General features: G+C 63.6%; 18 protein-coding genes. 2 read left to right on the top strand and 16 right to left on the bottom strand.

Annotation, left to right across the window (positions count from 1 at the left end):
- Window positions 1-274 precede the first annotated feature (274 nt).
- Window positions 275-871: a hypothetical protein gene (locus tag AC5P6S_RS19235; protein ID WP_223846461.1), complete on the bottom strand. Its 597-nt coding sequence runs from the start codon at window positions 869-871 to the stop codon at window positions 275-277.
- 315 nt (window positions 872-1,186) lie between these two features.
- Here AC5P6S_RS19235 and AC5P6S_RS19230 point away from each other — a divergent pair, with 315 nt between their 5' ends.
- The gene (locus AC5P6S_RS19230) at window positions 1,187-1,492 is read left to right on the top strand and encodes a hypothetical protein (RefSeq protein WP_138970112.1); all 306 of its coding nucleotides are present in this window, start codon (window positions 1,187-1,189) and stop codon (window positions 1,490-1,492) included.
- A gap of 148 nt (window positions 1,493-1,640) precedes the next feature.
- Here AC5P6S_RS19230 and AC5P6S_RS19225 read toward each other — a convergent pair whose 3' ends face one another.
- The 15 genes from AC5P6S_RS19225 to dnaA all read right to left on the bottom strand — a co-directional run bounded on the left by AC5P6S_RS19225 (window position 1,641) and on the right by dnaA (window position 18,510).
- On the bottom strand, window positions 1,641-2,732 hold the full coding sequence (locus AC5P6S_RS19225; protein ID WP_049395276.1) for a PA0069 family radical SAM protein: 1,092 nt from the start codon (window positions 2,730-2,732) through the stop codon (window positions 1,641-1,643).
- A gap of 101 nt (window positions 2,733-2,833) precedes the next feature.
- Window positions 2,834-3,577 carry a pyridoxine 5'-phosphate synthase gene (locus AC5P6S_RS19220; protein WP_012478632.1) on the bottom strand — a complete coding sequence of 248 codons (744 nt, stop codon included), beginning with the start codon at window positions 3,575-3,577 and terminating at the stop codon, window positions 2,834-2,836.
- Window positions 3,578-3,586: 9 nt separating this feature from the next.
- Window positions 3,587-3,856, bottom strand: coding sequence for a hypothetical protein (locus tag AC5P6S_RS19215; RefSeq protein ID WP_012478631.1), 270 nt, complete (start codon window positions 3,854-3,856; stop codon window positions 3,587-3,589).
- 40 nt (window positions 3,857-3,896) lie between these two features.
- A complete protein-coding gene (gene cls / locus AC5P6S_RS19210; protein ID WP_012478630.1) occupies window positions 3,897-5,357 on the bottom strand; it encodes a cardiolipin synthase in 1,461 nt (486 codons plus the stop codon).
- Window positions 5,358-5,459: 102 nt separating this feature from the next.
- The gene (locus AC5P6S_RS19205) at window positions 5,460-5,873 is read right to left on the bottom strand and encodes an ExbD/TolR family protein (RefSeq protein ID WP_005411740.1); all 414 of its coding nucleotides are present in this window, start codon (window positions 5,871-5,873) and stop codon (window positions 5,460-5,462) included.
- Window positions 5,874-5,876: 3 nt separating this feature from the next.
- On the bottom strand, window positions 5,877-6,302 hold the full coding sequence (locus tag AC5P6S_RS19200) for an ExbD/TolR family protein (protein ID WP_005411739.1): 426 nt from the start codon (window positions 6,300-6,302) through the stop codon (window positions 5,877-5,879).
- 62 nt (window positions 6,303-6,364) lie between these two features.
- Window positions 6,365-7,126 carry a TonB-system energizer ExbB gene (exbB, locus tag AC5P6S_RS19195; RefSeq protein WP_005411738.1) on the bottom strand — a complete coding sequence of 254 codons (762 nt, stop codon included), beginning with the start codon at window positions 7,124-7,126 and terminating at the stop codon, window positions 6,365-6,367.
- 94 nt (window positions 7,127-7,220) lie between these two features.
- Entirely contained in the window at window positions 7,221-7,886 is a 666-nt protein-coding gene (locus AC5P6S_RS19190; protein WP_164225556.1) for an energy transducer TonB, read from the bottom strand.
- Window positions 7,887-8,029: 143 nt separating this feature from the next.
- Window positions 8,030-9,217, bottom strand: a complete 1,188-nt coding sequence (locus AC5P6S_RS19185; protein ID WP_005411736.1) for a tetratricopeptide repeat protein — start codon at window positions 9,215-9,217, stop codon at window positions 8,030-8,032.
- Between the two features lie 132 nt (window positions 9,218-9,349).
- On the bottom strand, window positions 9,350-10,156 hold the full coding sequence (locus tag AC5P6S_RS19180; RefSeq protein ID WP_005411735.1) for a M48 family metallopeptidase: 807 nt from the start codon (window positions 10,154-10,156) through the stop codon (window positions 9,350-9,352).
- Between the two features lie 71 nt (window positions 10,157-10,227).
- Window positions 10,228-11,073, bottom strand: a complete 846-nt coding sequence (locus tag AC5P6S_RS19175; protein ID WP_329755419.1) for a CPBP family intramembrane glutamic endopeptidase — start codon at window positions 11,071-11,073, stop codon at window positions 10,228-10,230.
- A 67-nt stretch (window positions 11,074-11,140) separates the two neighbouring features.
- Entirely contained in the window at window positions 11,141-13,600 is a 2,460-nt protein-coding gene (gene gyrB / locus AC5P6S_RS19170) for a DNA topoisomerase (ATP-hydrolyzing) subunit B (protein ID WP_005411733.1), read from the bottom strand.
- Between the two features lie 112 nt (window positions 13,601-13,712).
- Window positions 13,713-14,807, bottom strand: a complete 1,095-nt coding sequence (gene recF / locus AC5P6S_RS19165) for a DNA replication/repair protein RecF (protein WP_049460369.1) — start codon at window positions 14,805-14,807, stop codon at window positions 13,713-13,715.
- Window positions 14,808-15,802: 995 nt separating this feature from the next.
- Window positions 15,803-16,903, bottom strand: a complete 1,101-nt coding sequence (gene dnaN, locus AC5P6S_RS19160) for a DNA polymerase III subunit beta (protein ID WP_005411731.1) — start codon at window positions 16,901-16,903, stop codon at window positions 15,803-15,805.
- A 275-nt stretch (window positions 16,904-17,178) separates the two neighbouring features.
- Complete coding sequence (gene dnaA, locus AC5P6S_RS19155; RefSeq protein ID WP_005411730.1) at window positions 17,179-18,510, bottom strand: chromosomal replication initiator protein DnaA; 1,332 nt, start codon at window positions 18,508-18,510, stop codon at window positions 17,179-17,181.
- Window positions 18,511-18,765: 255 nt separating this feature from the next.
- Here dnaA and rpmH point away from each other — a divergent pair, with 255 nt between their 5' ends.
- Entirely contained in the window at window positions 18,766-18,906 is a 141-nt protein-coding gene (gene rpmH, locus AC5P6S_RS19150) for a 50S ribosomal protein L34 (protein WP_005411729.1), read from the top strand.
- The last annotated feature ends 5 nt before the right edge of the window (window positions 18,907-18,911 follow it).

The following is an 18,911-nucleotide window of genomic DNA, read 5'->3' as shown; positions in this document are numbered from 1 at the left end:
CCGTCTCCAGTTTCCGCAGCTGGCGCATGTCTATTCCATAGCGCTGGAACAGCGAAATCAACTCTCTCATATCTTCGTCATCCACAGCCGACGGATCAACAGAGACGTTGATCGTCCTGAGGAACCCTTCGACAGACACCACGCCCGGAATCTGGTTCAACCTGGAGAAGAACGCATCCTCGTCCAGTCGTGATTAGAACCTCAGGGAATGAATTTCTATTTTCAGCATTGCCAGTCGTCGCAGAAGTGATTGCATGCAGGCAGTTCCACCCGGCTATCGGGTGGGACCAAAGGATCCCCAGAGATCGTCGTTTCCTCCTTGCCAGGCACTGAGCTTCTCGACAGGGATTTCCTTCAGTTGACAGGTGAACTGGAGATAGAAGGAACGGTCTTCTTTTCGATAACTGTTCCACCCGACAGCCGTCACTTTGACTTCCATCCGATTATCGCGCTCATGCGGCTGATGTAGTTCTACGTCGACTGAATCGGACAGCCAGTTGTCTCCCTTGTGCACAAAGCCCGCGCCGCCACTGGTGAGGCGTGCATCCACTACCTCCGGCGTCCCTTCCGACGAGGGCGCGTATCGCTTCAAGCTGCCTGTGATCTTGATGTACTGCTGGGAGTCGATCACGCCTGGCGACTCCGAGAAGAGGCGCAGCAGAAGGAGGGTATCGGTGCCCTTGCGCACCCTCTGACCTGTATCTGCCACCCACAGACGCTGTTCGAACTCGTCCAGGCCAGCCGGCATGTCAGTGACGATCGCGGCCTGCGGAACGATGATGCATTCGTGAATGGAGCGAGCTTCCACCTGCACGCTCGCAAGGTAGAGAAGGAGACCACTGGCGTGGAAGCAGTGAGTGCGTTTCATCATGTACAGCACGTTCGTGCGGATTCAGTTGCGCGAACGTCTGGAGGGGTGTGCCTGTTCGAAGGGGGATGCCTCCGGATCATGCACTCCCGTCCATGCATCAAGCTGCTCCAGAGACAATGGCTTGGCTCTCAGATGCTCTGACACTGTGGTCGGTGCCTCGCACTCTCCCGGCCACTGCAGTGGGCTTGCAGAGCGAAACGTTGCATCGACCTGGACCTCGATGCCGAAGTCTCCTGCGGAAACCACGGTAATCTGCCCTGCGACCGGCACTGCGTAGCAGCCCGTCTTTCCGGCAAACGCGCTGGACCCTCTGCTATGGAACATCCGTACTCGATCATTTGGGACAGAGAACCGGTCGCCTGCTTTCGCATCAGCGGGGAGCTGGATCGTGAGCTTGCTGAAGGTGGAACGGTCGGTCCTCCACGACGTGCGGAATCGTCTCAGCCCGATCACTCGGCTGTCCCCGGCAACGATCTGGTGACAAGCGAAGAGCCGCTGGCGCGGCTCGACCGTAAGGCAGGTGGGGTCGCGCATGGCAGCGTCTTCAACCACAAACGCACGGGCAGCCTCTGCATCGGTACCACAGAAAAGCAGAAACGCACCACAGCTGAAGGCATGTGAGCGCTTCATGTGCGAACCGATTCGTCGTCAAGCGAACGGCATCGCACTGTCACGGATCCTGGGTCATCCATCTGCATCCCTCCCTGGCTTGCAGGCCATCCGGCCAAGCGCAGATTGTTGCCGGTAAGCCGGGCAGCGGTCCAGCGTTCTAGAACAGACTTCCCTGCGGCGAATCCTTCTTCGGCGTCAGCGGCTTCACGAACCGGCTGCAATCCAGCTTCGGCCAATGGCTGTTCTGCGCATTGAAGCCGAGACGCTTTCGCGCCAGCTTGAAGCGGTTGTTCAACAGATCGGCATACACGCCCTGGCCACGCATGCGGGTGCCGAACTGGCTGTCGTAATCCTTGCCGCCGCGCAGCTGCTGGATGGTGCTCATCACGTGCGCGGCGCGATCGGGATGGTGGGTGTCCAACCAGTCGCGGAACAGCGGGGCCACTTCCAGCGGCAGGCGCAGCAGCACGTAGCCTGCGGTGCTGGCGCCAGCATCGTGCGCGGCCTCCAGCACGGCTTCCAGTTCGCTGTCGTTGATCCACGGGATCACCGGCGCCACCATCACACCCACCGGAATGCCCGCTTCATGCAGGCGCTTCATCGCACGCAGCCGTGCATGCGGCGCCGACGCGCGTGGCTCCAGCTTTGCGGAGAGATGCGGGTCCAGCGAGGTCACCGAGAAATGCACGCTGACCAGGTTCTCCGCCGCCAGCGGTGCGAGCAGATCGATGTCACGTTCGACCAGTGCGTTCTTGGTGATCAGCGAGAACGGATGCTTGGTTTCCAGCATCACTTCGATCAGCTGGCGGGTGAGCTTGAACTTGCGTTCGATCGGCTGGTACGCATCGGTGTTGATGCCCAGCGCGATCGGTTGCGGCACGTAACCCGGCTTCGACAACTCCTTGCGCAGCAGCTGCGGCGCATTGGTCTTGGCGAACAGCTTGGTCTCGAAGTCCAGGCCTGGCGACAGGTTCAGATAGGCGTGCGAGGGGCGCGCGAAGCAGTAGGAGCAGCCATGCTCACAACCGCGGTACGGATTCACCGATTGGCTGAAGCCGACGTCCGGTGAGGTGTTGCGGCTGATGATGCTGCGTGCGGTCTCGGCACGTACTTCAGTGCGCAGACGCGGGGCGAGGAATTCCTCGCTCTCATCGACCGCCCAGCCGTCGTCCACCGCCTCGCTGACGGTGCTTTCAAAGCGCCCGGCAAGGTGGGACGTGGAACCTCGGCCCTTGATCGCGATACCCATTGCGGCAGGTTACGCCGCAGCCGTCTCAATGGCTGCGACGGCTGCCTGAAGGGTTCAGCGCGGTGCTGCGTCGAGCATGGCTCAACGCTACAGGAGAGCGGTCAGAGCAACGCCAGGTACCCGCGCACGGTGGCATCCAAGCCGTCGTACAGCGCCTCACCGATCAGCGCGTGACCGATCGACACCTCCAGCACGTCCGGCACGTGGGCCAGGAAATCGCGTAGGTTGTCCTGTGACAGGTCGTGCCCGGCGTTGACGCCCAGGCCCATCGCCTGCGCCCGCCGCGCCGCAGTGGCGAACAGTTCCAGCATCGCCGCAGCGTCGCCGGCCGCGTGTGCTTCGGCGTAGGGGCCGGTATACAGCTCGACACGATCTGCACCGACTTCGGCCGCCTGCTCCAGCAGTGGGTTGCCAGCATCGACGAACAGGCTGACCCGGCAGCCCATCGCCTTCAGTTCGGCGACCAGTGGTCGCAGCCGCTCGGCATCCCGCTCGAAGTCGAAGCCATGGTCGGAGGTGATCTGTCCATCGCCATCCGGCACCAGCGTCGCCTGCGCCGGGCGGGTCTGCGCGCACAGCGGCAGCAGGCCTGGGTAGCCCTCGCGCGGCGGTGCGAACGGGTTGCCTTCGATGTTGAACTCGACACCACGCGCGCGGGTCAGCGTGGACAGCGCCAGCACGTCCTCGGCGGTGATATGGCGGCGGTCCGGCCGCGGGTGCACGGTGATGCCATGTGCACCGGCATCCAGGCAGGCCTGGGCGGCGCGCACCACGTCCGGTTCGGCGCCGCCGCGCGAATTGCGCAGGACGGCGATCTTGTTGACGTTGACGCTGAGCTGGGTCATGGAACGGAACTACTTGGAAAGAGGGGACGGATCGTGGTCGTTGGCGTCGGCATTGCGGCGGGCCTGGGCCTGCTCGCGCAGGCGGCGCAGCTCCTCGGCATCGACAAGGGTGGCAGGGTCCCGCTGAAGGTCGCCGAAGCGGGCTACATAGCGACCGCGCACCCAGGCCAGCAGGAAGGCGAGGGCGGCCAGCAGGCACAGGGTCATCAATGCGGCGCTGGGGGTCTTCAGGGCGAAGGCGAAACAGCCCAGCGCCAGCAGCAGGTACAACCAGTACATAGTCGGGCTCCCCGGATGATCGCCGCAGTGTAGCGCTGCGTCAGAGCAGCGGCGAGGCCAGCCGGGCGAAGGCCTCGGGCAGGCGGTGCAGCCACAGCGAACGGCCGGCCTGGTCGTGCACGCGGGTGGCGCGGTCGAACTCTCCCTGCAGCAGCCCGGCCAGAGCGGCGACGCGGTCACGGTCGCTGATCATCATCGACAGCTCGAAGTTCAGGCGGAAGCTGCGGTGGTCGAAGTTGGCGCTGCCAACGATGCAGACATCGTCGTCGGCGATGAAAGCCTTGGTATGCAGCATGCGCGGGCCGTACTCGTAGATCTTCACCCCGGCGTGCAGCAGTTCGTCGAAATAGGAGCGCGCGGCCTGGGTGACAAACCAGGAGTCGCTCATCTTCGGCACCAGCAGGCGCACGTCCAGTCCACCCAGTGCCGCCGAAGTCAGCGCCATCCGCGCCGCTTCGCCCGGCACGAAGTAGGGCGTCACCAGCCACACGCGCTCGTGTGCTTCCTGGATGGCCGCCACGTGCAGGCGGTGGATCGTTTCCCAGCCCGAGTCCGGGCCGGAGACCAGCACCTGGGCGTTGATCGCACCATCGCCGCGCAGCGGCATGTCGGCCGGCCACAGACGGGCAATGTCCATGCGCGAGGGATCCTGGCCACTGGCGTAGAGCCAGTCCTCGGCGAACACCAGCTGCAGGCTGCGCACGACGTGGCCGCGGATGCGCATGTGCAGGTCGCGGTAGGCGTTCGGCTTGCGGCTCTCGTCTTCATCGTCGGTGATATTGATGCCACCGGTGAAGGCCAGCCGGCCATCGACGATCACCAGCTTGCGGTGCGTACGCAGGTTCAACCACGGCCGCTTGAACGGCTTCAGCAGCTGCCGCGGATGGAACCAGACCGCCTCGCCACCGGCATCGATCAGGGGCTGCAGGAAGCGGCGAGGCAGGGCGGAAGAACCCACTGCATCCAGCAGCAGGCGCACCTGCACGCCGGCACGGGCGCGCTCGACCAGGGCGTCGCGCAGGGCGGTACCGGCATGGTCCGGATTGAAGATGTAGTACTCCAGGTGCACGTGATCGCGAGCCTGCGCCACCGCTTCCAACAGAGCGGCGTAGGTAGCGGCACCATCCACCAGCCAGGTCACTTCGGTCGCGCTGCTCGGCGCCAGGCCCGTGGTGGCCTGCGCGATCTTGGCCAGCTCGGTGCAGTCGGCATCCGGTGGGCAGACATCGCTGTAGTGCTCCATGCCCGAACGTGCGCGTCCGCGGCGCAGCCGTTGCCGCTTCACCTTCTGCGGGCCCAGCAGGTAGTAGATGAACAAGCCGAGGTAGGGCAGCAGCGCCAACGACAGGATCCAGCTCAGCGTGGCGACCGGCTCACGCTTCTGCAGCATGATCCAGCCCGCCAGCGCGAACAGATACAGCAGGTAGGCCACCGCCAGGATCGAGCCAAGGTGGGCGATGCCGTCGAGCCAATGACGCAGGGAGTCGAAGAGGGCGAGCATCCGCCGATCATAGCGGTCCAGGCCGGCAGGCATAAAAAAAAACGCCCCTGTCTCCAGGGGCGTCTGCAGTCGCGTCATGACTGTTGTGTTGCGGTGTAGCGATTACTGCTGCACAAAACCGATCTTCTTCATCTGAGCATTCTTCGCGGCGGCCAGAACCTTGGCCATCACGTCGTACTCGGAATCCGGGCTGGCGTCGATGCGCAGTTCCGGCTGGTTGGTCGGGTCACGCTGGACCTCCTGCTCCATCCGCTGCTGCAGCTCGCTGGTATTGATCGGGCTGTTGTTCCACGAGACCTGGTTGCTGGCGTCGATCTTCAGTTCGATCGGCGGCGGCGGTTCGACCAGCTGCGGCGGTGGGTTGAGCACGCGCTGCGGCAGGTCGACGGCGATCGGGTACGTCATGATCGGCGCGGTCACGATGAAGATGATCAGCAGAACCAGCATCACGTCCACGAGGGGCGTGACGTTGATGTCTGCCATGGGGCCCTTGCCACCACCACTACTGAATGCCATGGCTTATTGCCCCTTTTCTTTGGTCGCGACGAAGCCGACGTCCAGCATGCCCTGCTCCTGCGCGACCTTGGTCAGGTCGTTGATGACGCGCATCTTGGTGGTGCGGTCACCACGCAGGTTCAGCGGCGGCTGCGGGGTCTGCTGGGCGGCGGTCGCCAAGCGCGACTCGAGAGTCTGCTTGTTGATTTCTTCGTCGTTCCAGTAGATCGAGCCGTCTTCCTTGACTGCCAGGGTGATCGGTCCGGAACGCTTTTCAGCGTCTTCCGGCTTCTGGATCAGGTTGGCTTCCGGCAGATCCACCTTGACCTTGTGGGACATCAGGGGCGCCGTGATGATGAAGATGATCAGCAGCACCAGCATCACGTCCACGAGGGGCGTAACGTTGATGTCGGCCATGGGGCCGCCGCTGTTACCACTACTGAAAGCCATAACGGGCTCCGTCTAGATCTTGGTGACTACTTACGTTCGTCGCTGGGTGACGCGCGCCGCAATTAGCGGACGCGCGAGCCGGTGGCGAAGAAGTCGTGCAGGTCGTGCGCGAAGGTATCGAACTTGCTGATGGTCGCGCTGTTGATCTTGCTGAAGAAGTTGAAGGCGAACACGGCCGGGATCGCGACGAACAGACCGATCGCGGTCATGATCAGCGCTTCACCCACCGGGCCGGCAACGGCGTCGATCGAAGCGGAGCCGGTGGCACCGATCTTGATCAGGGCGCCGTAGATGCCCCACACGGTACCCAGCAGACCGACGAACGGAGCGGTCGCGCCGACGGTGGCCAGCAGGGTCATGCCCGACTGCAGCTTGTTGCTTTCGCGGGTGACGGCCTGGCGCAGGGCGCGGTCGACGAACTCCGAACGGCTCAGGTTCTCACCCACGCCGCCGGTGGCGCCGCCTTCAGCGCGCTGGTGGTGCGCAGCAGCCTGGGCAGCGTCCAGGGCGATCTTCGAGAACGGCTCCGAAGCCGGCTGCTCTTCCATGGCACGGATGGCGTCCTGCGCGTTCGGGGTATCCCAGAACAGGCTGACGACGCGATCAGCAGCGCTCTTCAGGCGGGTCGCACGGAAGATGTTGATGACGGTCCAGTACCAGGACATGGCCGACATGGCGATCAGGGTCAGCAGCACGACCCAGGAAACCGCGAAATCACCCGGCTTGGTGGTCATTTCGTGGATCAGGTGCTCGAAGCCCATCTGCGACAGGGCGTTGGACGGATTGCCCCCGGCAGCAGCGGCGATGAAAATTTCCTGCAGCATGACGCTTACCTTTGTTGTGTGTGGTGATAAAGGGTGTAGCTAAGCTAAACAATCGAACCGGGAGCGGGGGTGGCCATGCGGCCACCCGGGCGCATCAGTTCAGCGCAAAGTTGACCGGGACGCGAACGCGACCTGCCGCCTTCTTACCGCCAGATTCAGCGGCGTTGAAGCGCCACTTGCGAGCCGCTTCCATCGCGGCACGGTCCAGGTCGCGGTTACGGCTGGACTTTTCCACCGTGACATTGGTGACGTTGCCGTTGGCATCGACATCAATGATCAGGATCACTTCGCCCTGGATACCCGCGCGGAAGGCGGCCGGCGGGTAGCGCGGCGGATTCATGGCCTTCGACGAGATGTCCACGCTGGCCTCGATCGAGGTCGCAGGTGCCGGCGGCGCGGGGGGCGACGGCGGGGTGACGATATCGCTCGGGCGCGGCTCCGGCACGTCCACGACCGGCGCCTGCGGCGGCGGCGGGACCGGCGACGGCTTCGGCGGCGACAGATTCTTCACCGGCGGCGGCGGAGTATCGGTCGGCGGCGGCGGCGGCGGCGGGGGCGGCGGCGGCGGCGCATCGACGATGGTCACCATGACGTTGCGCTCCTTCTCAGCCACGGCCTTGGGAGCCACGGCGGGAATGAGGAGCATCATGAAGGCGGCCAGATGCAGGGCAATTACAAACGCGATGCCGACGATGCGAGGCCAGCTCAGCCCCTTGTCATCGGGTTGTTCGTACCGGTGAACGACTAGTTGTTCCGTCATGCGCCAAGAGCTCAATAGTGGGGCCGGGATGCCGGGGGCGGAATCCCTGATCAGCGGTGCATGACACCGCAGGAACCTCCAAGCTTATACCAATCCTGAGCGCCTGCGCATCAACTGGGCAGGCATTCAGGCGTTATTCCTACTTACTTCAGGTTGATGATTTTCTTGGCATCAGCCTGGTTCTTCACACCCTTCGCCAGCGCCTGCTGGGCGGCCTGCTTGGCCTCCGGGATGCGACCTTCGGCATGCAGGACGCGTGCCAGGTTCAGGTAGGTCTCACCGTCCTTGGACAGCGGGGCAGCCTTCTGCCACGCATCGATCGCCTGCGGCACCTGGTCGGAGTAGTAGTAGGACTGGGCCAGCGCCAGGTAAACCTGGTAGTCCGGCTTCAGGATGCCCTTCTGCAACCCTTCGTTGATGACCGCGATGACGTCCTTTTCCTTTTTGTCGGTGTTGGCATAGATGGAGTACAGCTGCTTGTACTCGCGCTCTTCGGTGAGCTGGCCGCTGCTGCGCAGCTTGTCCATCACCGCGGCCGCCTTGTCCATCTGGTCGGCCTGCATGTACATGCTGGCCAGGTTCAGCTGGGCCTTCTTGTCGTTCGGGTTCTTGGCGGCCAGCGCCTCGGCTTCCTTGACTGCTTCGCCGGACTGGCCGGCTTCGGACAGGGCCGCCATCAGCAGCTGGTTCCAGTTGTCCTTCGGTTCGGCGGAGCCGGCGATGGCCTGCTTCAGCACCGGAATCGCTTCCTGGTAGCGCTCCAGCTGGTACAGCGCCTGGCCCTTGGCGATCAGTTCTTCCGGCTTGGTCGACTTGCTCTCGGCGAAGTACTTGTCGAGGGTTGCCAGGCCTTCGGCTGTCTGGTCTTCCTGCAGCTGCAACTGGCCCAGCATCAGCATCGACTGGAAGTGGCCGTTGTTGTCCAGGCCGTTGAACTGCAGGACCTGCTTCAGGTAGGCGATGGCAGCCGGGGCGTCATCGGTCTGGTAGGCAGCCTGCGAGGCCAGCTGCGCGGCCAGCGACTTGTCGTACTCGTTCGCGGCGCTGTCAGCCAGGATGGCGTCGGCCTGGGTGCGGGTTTCCGGGAACTTTTCCTTGTTGTAGCTGTCGATCATTTTCTGCAGCTTGCTGCCCATCTTGGCCGAAGCCTTGACCGTCGGCTCCTGGCGGGTCGCGTTCGGGTACAGCGCCTCGGCCTTGGCCTGCTTGCCGCCACGGTTGCCGCGCTCGGAGGAACGCGAGGACTGCGCGAAGGCATCGGTGACCACGGCGCCGGTCAGGGCGGTCGCGACGAGGACGGAAAGCACAGCTTTGTGGTTACGGAAAATCATCGTTCACCTCGATCGAACCGCCGGTTAGCGGCAAAGTCGGACTGTCAGAAAAATCTGAGCCGCCAAACGTATCAGAAACAGATGGCGTGAGAAATCGTTTTATGTGCTGCAATACAGCATAGAACTGCGCACTCATCCGCACTTTGGCCGTAGCCCGGCCGCCTGCGCCTGCTGATAGACCGGCGTCAGGCCCGGGGCATCACGTCGCAGTTCCTGGATCCGGTTGGCCGGATCCGGGTGGGTGGACAGCCATTGCGGGCTGCGACCGCCGCTGGCGGCCATCATGTTCTGCCACAGGTCGACCGCCTGCGCCGGATTGAATCCGGCCTGGGCCATCAGCCGCTGGCCGATCACGTCAGCCTCGCTTTCCTGCGTCCGCGAGCCCGGCAGCAGGAAGGCAGTCTGCGCGCCCATGCCACCGAGCTGGTTGACGGTGCTGGCAGCACCTTCGCCGTAGGCTGCGCCAGCCAGCGCGCCGAGCACGGCCAGCCCGGTCTGCGCACCCATCTGGCGGGTGATGCGCTCTTCGTGGTGGCGGGCGATGACATGGCCGATTTCATGGCCGATCACGGCAGCCAGCTGATCCTGGTTCTTGGCCACGGTGAAGATGCCGGTGTTCACGCCGACCTTGCCGCCGGGCAGGGCGAAGGCGTTGGGTTCCTTGTCGACGAATACCGCCGTCTCCCACCGTACGCCACGGTATTGAGCTGGCAGCTGCGCGACCAGGGCGTTGACCACGCACTGCACGTAACCGTTCTGGCGGCCGTCGGTGCTGATCTTTTCCTTCTGCTTGGTTTCGGCGAACGCCTGTGCGCCGAGCTGGTCCAGCTGCGCCTGCGAGACGCCGCCCACCATCTGCCGGCGACCGGTAGGGGAGGTGGTGGTCGCGCAGGCGCTGACCAGGGTGGTGATGACAAGGGCCAGCAGCAGTTGTTTCATGGAAACTCCCCCGTGTTCATATGCGGAGTGTGTAGCGTAGCGGCTTAATCTTTCGTCAAGCGGACGCGGCCTTACGTTGACCCCAGGAACACCATCGCCGCAAGGGCGACCGCATTGTTCAGCGCATGGGCGGTGATCGCCGCCCACAACGTGCCGGTGCGCCGGTAGAGCCAGCAGAACGCGGCCCCCATGCCACCATAGACCAGCCACAGCTGTGCGATTTCGGCCGGGCCATTGGCACTCGTGCCAGGGATCTCATGGATCAGGGCAAATGCGAGGCTGCTCAGTACCACGCCCAACCCAGGCCGCCCGGCCTGCCACAGGCGGCCAAACAGCACGCGGCGGAACAGCAGTTCCTCGTAGGCCGGCGCCAGGACCACCGCGAACAGCACCAGGAACAACGGGAAACGTGCGATCGCGCTCTGCATCAGCGCCAGATTGGTGGGGACCGGCTCGACGCCGACCTGCTTGGCCAGGAAGGCGATGCCGTTGCTGCCGAGCACGATCAGGGTCGCCACCAGCAGGGTCCAGCCCCAGGTGGAGGGGCGGCGCAGCGCCTGGCGCGAGGCGTGGCGCTCGGCGGCGTTGGCCGGCCGTCGCCAGAAGTACAGCAGCAACGCGGCGCCACCGGTGGCGAACAGTGCCATGAGAATCTGCGCAAGCGCGCCGGGCTGGCCCAGTGACGCCGCGACCGAACTGGCGTCGGGTGCGCCAGCGCCAGCCTGCGCGTTCGCGTAACCAACCACCACGCCACGGTACAGGCCCCACAGCAGGCCGCTGACCAGGCTCAGGCCGAACAGGGTGACAGCGGCGATGCCCAGGTCGATGAAGAACCCCGCCAACGGCGAAATAGCACGCGGCGCGGCAGAAGCCGGCGGAACCGGGGGCGGAGCGGAAACCGGGGCGGATGCTGACATCAGGTACCTGTGTTCAAGAGTCGAAGGCCGGCGCGCCTCCCCGCGCGCCGGCCGTGTCCCGATTGTGTCAGATATCCAGGTTTGCGACCTTCAGCGCGTTGTCTTCGATGAAATCGCGACGCGGTTCGACGACATCGCCCATCAGGGTGCTGAAGATCTGGTCGGCTGCGACAGCGTCCTCGATACGCACCTGCAGCAGTCGGCGGGTTTCCGGATTCACCGTGGTGTCCCACAGCTGCTCCGGATTCATTTCACCCAGACCCTTGAATCGCTGGATCTGGCGGCCGCGCTTGGCCTCCTCGAGCAGCCAGTTCTGTGCCTTGGCAAAGCTGTCGACTTCGATCGACTTGGCACCGCGGGAAATGGTCGCGCCTTCGCGGACCAGACCGTGCAGCAGCTTCGATGCCTGGTGGATCGCGCGCAGTTCGCCGCTTTCGAAGGCCGACATCGGCAGCACCTGGATGTGCTGTTCGCCCATGTGGCGACGGGTCACCAGCACAGCGGCCGGGCGCTCGTCGTTGGCTTCCTGCAGTTCCAGCGTGAAACGCGGGCTGCCCAGGCTGCCCTGGTTGAGGCGCTTGGCCAGTGCATCCAAGCCCTCGCCTTCGCCGGCAGCGCGCAGGCTTTCCAGGTCCATCGGCACGAAATCGACCAGCGCTTCAAGCAGGTTGCGGTCGTAGCGATGTGCGTTGCGCTCGATCGAATCCAGCGCGGCTGCGTAGGCCAGCAGCAGCTTTTCCAGCGCAAGGCCTTCGATGCCAGGCTCGCCGGTGGCCGGCACCAGCGCAGCGTTTTCCACCGCGCTGCTGGCCAGGTAGCTGTCCAGCGCCGGGTCGTCCTTCAGGTACAGCTCCTGCTTGCCCTGCTTGATCTTGTACAACGGCGGCAGGCCGATGTAGACGTAACCGCGCTCGATCAGCTCCGGCATCTGACGGTAGAAGAACGTCAGCAGCAGGGTGCGGATGTGGGCGCCGTCGACGTCGGCGTCGGTCATGATGATGATCTTGTGGTAACGCAGCTTGTCCGGGTTGTACTCGTCTCGGCCGATGCCGGTGCCCAGCGCCGTGATCAGCGTGCCGACCTGGTCGGAGGACAGCATGCGGTCGAAGCGCGCGCGTTCCACGTTGAGGATCTTGCCGCGCAGCGGCAGCACCGCCTGGTTCTTGCGGTTGCGGCCCTGCTTGGCCGAGCCACCTGCCGAGTCACCCTCGACGATGAACAGTTCGGACAGCGCCGGATCCTTTTCCTGGCAGTCGGCCAGCTTGCCCGGCAGGCCGGCGATATCCAGCGCGCCCTTGCGGCGGGTCAGGTCGCGGGCCTTTCGCGCCGCTTCACGTGCGCGCGCGGCGTCGACGATCTTGCCGGCGATCGCCTTGGCTTCGTTCGGGTTCTCCTGCAGGAACTCTTCCAGGCGCGCACCGAAGGCGTTTTCCACCGCCGGACGCACGTCGGAGCTGACCAGCTTTTCCTTGGTCTGGCTGGAGAAGCTCGGGTCCGGAACCTTCACCGACAGCACCGCGATCATGCCTTCTCGCATGTCGTCGCCCGTCAGGTTGATCTTGGCCTGCTTGGCGATGCCGTTCTGCTCGATGTAGTTGTTGAGCACACGGGTCAGCGCACCGCGGAAACCGGCCAGGTGGGTACCGCCGTCCTTCTGCGGAATGTTGTTGGTGAAGCAGTACATCGTCTCCTGATAGGAGTCGGTCCACTGCAGCGCCACATCCACGACGATGCCGTTGTGCTCGCCGGTGACTGAAATGACGTTCGGGTGCAGCGGCGTCTTCAGCTGGGCCAGATGCTCCACGAAGCTGCGGATGCCACCCTCGTAGTGGAAGTCATCGCGACGGCCGTCGCCACGCTCGTCGGCAAGGACGATCTTGACGCCGGAGTTCAGGAACGACAGTTCGCGCAGGCGGCGGGCCAGGATGTCGTAGTGGAACTCCACGTTGTCGTGGAAGGCGACGGTGGACGGCCAGAAGCGCACGGTAGTGCCGCGCTTGGTGGTGGTTTCCAGCTTGGCCAGCGCGGTCACTGCGGCGCCGTTGCTGAATTCCTGCTGGTAGTGGAAGCCGTTCTGGAACACGTCCACCAGCAGCTTCTGCGACAGCGCGTTGACCACGCTGACGCCGACGCCATGCAGGCCGCCCGAAACCTTGTAGCTGTTGTCGTCGAACTTGCCGCCTGCGTGCAGGACGGTCATGACGACTTCGGCTGCAGACACTTCGCGACCGAGCTTGGCACTCATCTGCTCGTGCTTGCCAGTCGGGATACCACGGCCGTTGTCGGACACCGAGACCGAACCGTCGGCGTGGATCGTCACCGCAACGTGGTCGGCGTGGCCGGCCAGCGCTTCGTCGATCGAGTTGTCGACGACCTCGAACACCATGTGGTGCAGACCGGTGCCGTCATGCACGTCACCGATGTACATGCCGGGACGCTTGCGGACAGCCTCCAGGCCTTCCAGGGCGGTAATGCTGTTGGCGTCGTAATTGCCGTTGTTTGCCGGGGTGTTCTGTTCGTCGCTCATTGCGCTTGCCGTAGGCTCCGCAGGTCGGCCACCGCTTGGAGCGATGTGCCGAGAATGAAAGGATTCCAACCCGAATTATACCAGCCGGGGTCGAGCGGCCCTGGTGTGCCCACTATGGCACAGCCATGATCTGTGCATGTTCCACGTGGAACCGGGCGATGTGGGTCAGGTCCAGCAGCGCCGCCGGGGTTTCGGTAGCGGTGATGAAGATCTGTGCCGGCCCATTGAGCAGGCGCTCCAGCACCCGCGCCTGATGGGTGCGATCCAGCTCCGAGGCCAGATCGTCCAGCGCGATCACCGGCCATTCGCCGCGCTGTTCCGCATAGTCCTCGGCCTGCGCCAGCAGGCAGGCCAATGCCGTCAGCTTGGCCTGACCACGGGACAACGCATCACGGCCCGGAATGCTGTGGAAATCCACACTCCAGTCTGCCCGGTGTGGGCCGACCGAGGTATAGCCGGCCTGCCGGTCACGTTCGCGGGCCAGAAGCAGGGCATCGGCCAAGGGAAGCTCATGCCGCCGCCAACCGGGGCTCAGTTCCAGACCCTGGATGCCGAGTTGCGGAGCCAGGCTGGCGGCCAAGGCCACTGTGCGCTGCTGCAGACGCTCCAGGTAGTGCTGACGGCGGCTGGTCAGCGGTTCCCCGGCCTCGGCAAGCTCGTGATCCCAGGTATCGAGCATCCGCGACGGCCCGCCCTGCTTGAGCAGAGCATTGCGCTGCTTCAGCGCCCGGGAATAGCGGCGCCACAGGGAGAGAAAATCCGGTTCCACGTGGAACAAGCCCCAATCGAGGAAACGCCGGCGGGGTTCGCCACCCCCACTGACCAGTGCATGGCTCCCCGGCTCGAACGTCACCACGGCCAGCGCTGCGCAGAGATTGCCCAGCTGCGCGACGTCTTCACCGTCCAATCGCCCCTTCCAGTCCTGGCCACTGTGGCGCAGCCCGGCCTTTCGGCGGTGCGGCGGGTGATCGGCACGCTGTTCGTCCCATTCCACGAAGATCTCCAACGCTTCCTGGCCCTGGCGCACCAGACCGTCACGCACTCGGCCACGGAAGCTGCGCCCGTAGGCCATCAGGTGCAGGGCTTCGAGCACGCTGGTCTTGCCGGCACCGTTGTCGCCGGTCAGCAGGTTCAATCCAGGCTGGGGCGACAGGTCCACCGCACTGAAGCGACGCAGTTGGTGCAGGGCGAGGCGGCGGATAAGCATGGGGCGCGAAAGACCATCCGCACGAGGCGGTAGTGGGGCAGGGAATCCATCAGCTTACTGCATCGGTCAAGCCAGCCGTGGCGCGCCAGACATCGCCACTGTGCTGAAGCCTCCGCCTGGCAACCCTACGCGTGTTCCACGTGGTGGCGCTCCCTCATCTGGGCTCGCCTGGGTCTGGATATGCCCGGGAATCCTTGAATTCTGAGCGGCGGCGCAGGGTACAGGCCTTCAGATTTCAGCGATTTCAGCCTCATTCCGCGAGCATCGCCAGGTGCCCTCGACGGTGGGTTGCGCGAACACCGCGCGGATTTCTTGAAATCTACGATGCGATGCCGTGGAGGGTTCCACAGATTTCAAAGAATTCAGCCCGTTCGTTTCACGCTGTCCACAGCGGGTCTGTATGACTTATACACAAGGTATGGGCAAACTGTGGATAAAAAAGCCCTTTTGCCCGACCTGCCAAACTATCCACAGGTTCCCCCCCAGCCTGAGGGGCCTCTATACAGGGGGTTTCAGCTCCATAAATCTCTTGAAAATCAATTGGATAATGCATTTTTCCACGAAATCTGGGCCCACCATCACCACCATGCTTTAGATTTATACCCAGATTTAGAAGCTAGGCCAGCTCTGATCCGGCCCCAACCAACCCTGTGGACAGTGACGTCTGCAGATGAAGCAACCACTGCGATAGCGGATGCGATCCGCTTCATCCATCCGACCAGATCGGGTCACCCTCAATCAGGCTGAAGACCCGGAACTGCGTACTCGACCGAAGTTGGCTGGGCAGCGCCCAGGTCAGCAACCTGGATTCCTAACGCGCAGGGCCGATTGCATCGGAGGGGCAACCAGGAACAATCGGCAAGCAGCAATCTCGAGCAAGACATTCGCCCAGACCTGGAGATTCCGCGATCCCCGATGCTCCACGTGGAACCTGCAAAAAAAAACGCCCGGGGAGATCCCGGGCGTCCTTCGGTTCCACGTGGAACAGGCTGCTGTCAGAGACGCAGCGGCATCACCACGTGACGCGACTTCTCGCTGCTGGATTCACGAACCAGCGCAGAAGAGTTGGAATCGCGCAGCTGGATGATGACCTCCTCATCGCGCAGCGCGGAGAGGGCGTCCAGCAGGTAGTTCACGTTGAAGCCAATGGCCAGATCACTGACCGTGGTGTCGGCTTCGATCTCTTCCTGGGCTTCTTCCTGTTCCGGGTTGTGCGCGCTGATCTTCAGGTTGCCCGGCGAGACTTCCACGCGGATGCCGCGGTACTTCTCATTGGACAAGATCGCGGCGCGCTGCAGCGAGGCACGCAGTGCTTCACGATCAACCTTCACTTCGCGGTCGGCACCGATCGGAATCACCGCTTCGTAATCCGGGAAACGACCGTCGATCAGCTTCGAGGTGAAGGTGACATCGTCGCGCTTGACGCGCACGTGGCTGCGGCCGACTTCCAGTTCGATCTCGCGATCGCCGCTCTCCAGCAGGCGCTGCAGTTCGGTCACGCCCTTGCGCGGCACGATGATCTGGCGCTTGGAACCGCTGGGCTTGGCCAGATCGGTTTCACACAGGGCCAGGCGATGGCCGTCGGTGGCGACCGTGCGCAGCGCATCGCCGCGCAGGTCGAACAGCAGGCCATTGAGGTAGTAGCGCACGTCCTGCTGGGCCATCGCGAACGCAGTGCGCTCGATCAGTTCCTTCAGGGTTGCTTCGCCGATGGCCACGCGCTCGGTGGCTTCCACTTCGTCCACCGACGGGAAGTCGTTGGAGGGCAGGGTGGCCAGGGTGAAGCGGCTGCGGCCGGCCTGCACGGTGATCTTGTCACCGGTCTGCGAGACGGTAATCCGGCTGCCGTCGGGCAGGGCGCGGATGATCTCGAACAGCTTGCGGGCGGGAATGGTGGTTTCGCCGTCCTGGGCATCTTCAACCGCGATCCGCGACACCATCTCCACTTCCAGGTCGGTACCGGTCAGCGACAGCTGGCCGTTCTGCACCTGGACCAGGAAATTGGCCAGAACCGGAAGGGTCTGGCGGCGTTCGACCACGTTGACGACCTGTGCCAACGGCTTGAGAAAGGCTTCGCGCTGCAGTGTGAAACGCATGTGGTTCCGTGCCCCTATGCTTTAAAAAATGTGGAATAAATCAAAAGCTTGGTGGTGCTGGTAGAGACAGAATCGCTGGAAAACAACGCTAAGTCTTTGTAAATAAAAGGATTTCAGGCATCGAAACCCTCTGTATTACCGACCCCCAGGGGGTGGGGAAAGCTGTGGATAAAACCGACGCGATTTCAAACGCCATTTTTATCCACAACGTGTCCCGCGCTTGCTACCGGATTCTGCACCGTTTTGTGCGATGACGCCTCATCGGCATCCGTGCATCATTCGCTCAGCTTCCGGATCAGCTTGTCCCAGTCCTCGCGGAGCTTGCCGTCGGTTTCCATCAGGGTCCGGATCTGGCGGCAGGCATGCAGCACCGTGGTGTGATCACGACCGGCAAAGGCATCGCCGATCTCGGGCAGGCTGTGCTCGGTCAGTTCCTTGGTCAGGGCCATGGCGACCTGGCGCGGGCGTGCCAGCGAGCGGGTCCGACGCTTCGACAGCAGATCCTTGATCTGCAGGCCGTAGTAGTCGGCAACGGTTTTCTGGATGTTGGGAATGCTGATCGCCTGCTGCTGGGCGCGCAGCAGGTCGCGCAGGGTTTCCTGGGCGAATTCGGTGGTGATCGCGCGGCCGGTGAAATTGGCGCGGGCGGTCAGGGTATTGAGCGCGCCTTCGAGGTCGCGCACGTTGGAGCGCATCTTCTTGGCGATCAGGAACGCAACATCATCGGGAATCTCGGCACCGCGTTCGCGTGCCTTGGCCAGCACGATCGCGGCGCGGGTCTCGAAGTCCGGCGGTTCGATCGCGACCGACAGGCCCCAGGCAAGCCGCGACTTCAGGCGCGCTTCCAGGCCCTCGACTTCGCGCGGATAGCGGTCGCAGGTCAGGATGATCTGCTGCTTGCCATCGAACAACGCGTTGAAGGTGTGGAAGAACTCTTCCTGGGTGCGGTCCTTGCCGGCGAAGAACTGGATGTCATCGATCAGCAGCGCATCCACCTGCTGGAACTGGCGCTTGAACTGATCCATGGTCTTTTCCTGCAGGGCCCGGATCATCGCGCTGAAGAACTGTTCCGAACGCAGGTACAGCACCTTCGCGCCCGGATTGGCCTGGCGCATGGCGTTGCCGGCGGCGAACATCAGGTGGGTCTTGCCCAGGCCGGTGCCCCCGTACAGCAGCAGCGGGTTGTGCGCGCGGTCGCCCGGCTTCTGCGCCGCCTGGAAGGCGGCGGCCAGGCCCAGCTGGTTGCTGCGGCCTTCGACGAAGTTGGCGAACGTGTAGTGGTTGTCCAGGTTGCCGGCAAACGGCACCTGCGGTTCGCTGGACACATGCGCCGACGGCGTGGAAACCGGCGCGTTCTGCGCCTCCACAGGGCGCGGGCGCGAGCCGATTTCAAGAAAAACGTCGCTGAAACCGGCGAAGTGCGCCAGCAGTTCGCGGATCCGGGCCAGGTACAGCTCGCGGACCTGGTCGACGATGAAGGCATTCGGTGCATACAGCACCAGGCTGTCCACGCGCAGATCGGCCTGCAGTGGCTTCAGCCAGGTATGAACGTCTTCCGGCGGGAACTCCGCTTCGAGGCGCTCGAGACTACGGGACCAAGCATCCATCAGCAATAATCGTCCGGTGGCCGGGGCATGGACGCGACAAGGCGCCCAAACACAGGCCTGAAAGGGGGGAAATGGATGGCTCAGACTACCACCGAGCGCCCGCCTTCGGAATGCTTGTCCCCTACTTATTCACAAAAACATCCACAGCTATTGCACAGCCCGGTGAATTCGCGTAGCTGCCAGGGGTTGACTTGGGGCAGGGTACCTCTCTAGAATTTCCGGTTCTTTCCGTCCCATTCATACGAGAGGCCCCCAATGGCCACGAAGCGCACCTACCAGCCCAGCAACCTCAAGCGTAAGCGCGACCACGGCTTCCGTGCCCGTATGAAGACCGCTGACGGCCGCAAGATCCTGTCGCGTCGCCGCGCCAAGGGCCGCAAAGTCCTGAGCGCCTGATTGCC

Source organism: Stenotrophomonas sp. YJH_SMC_119 (assembly GCF_059368315.1).
The sequence above is the reverse complement of the archived record's forward strand: the minus strand, read 5'-3'. Positions and strand labels throughout refer to the sequence as shown.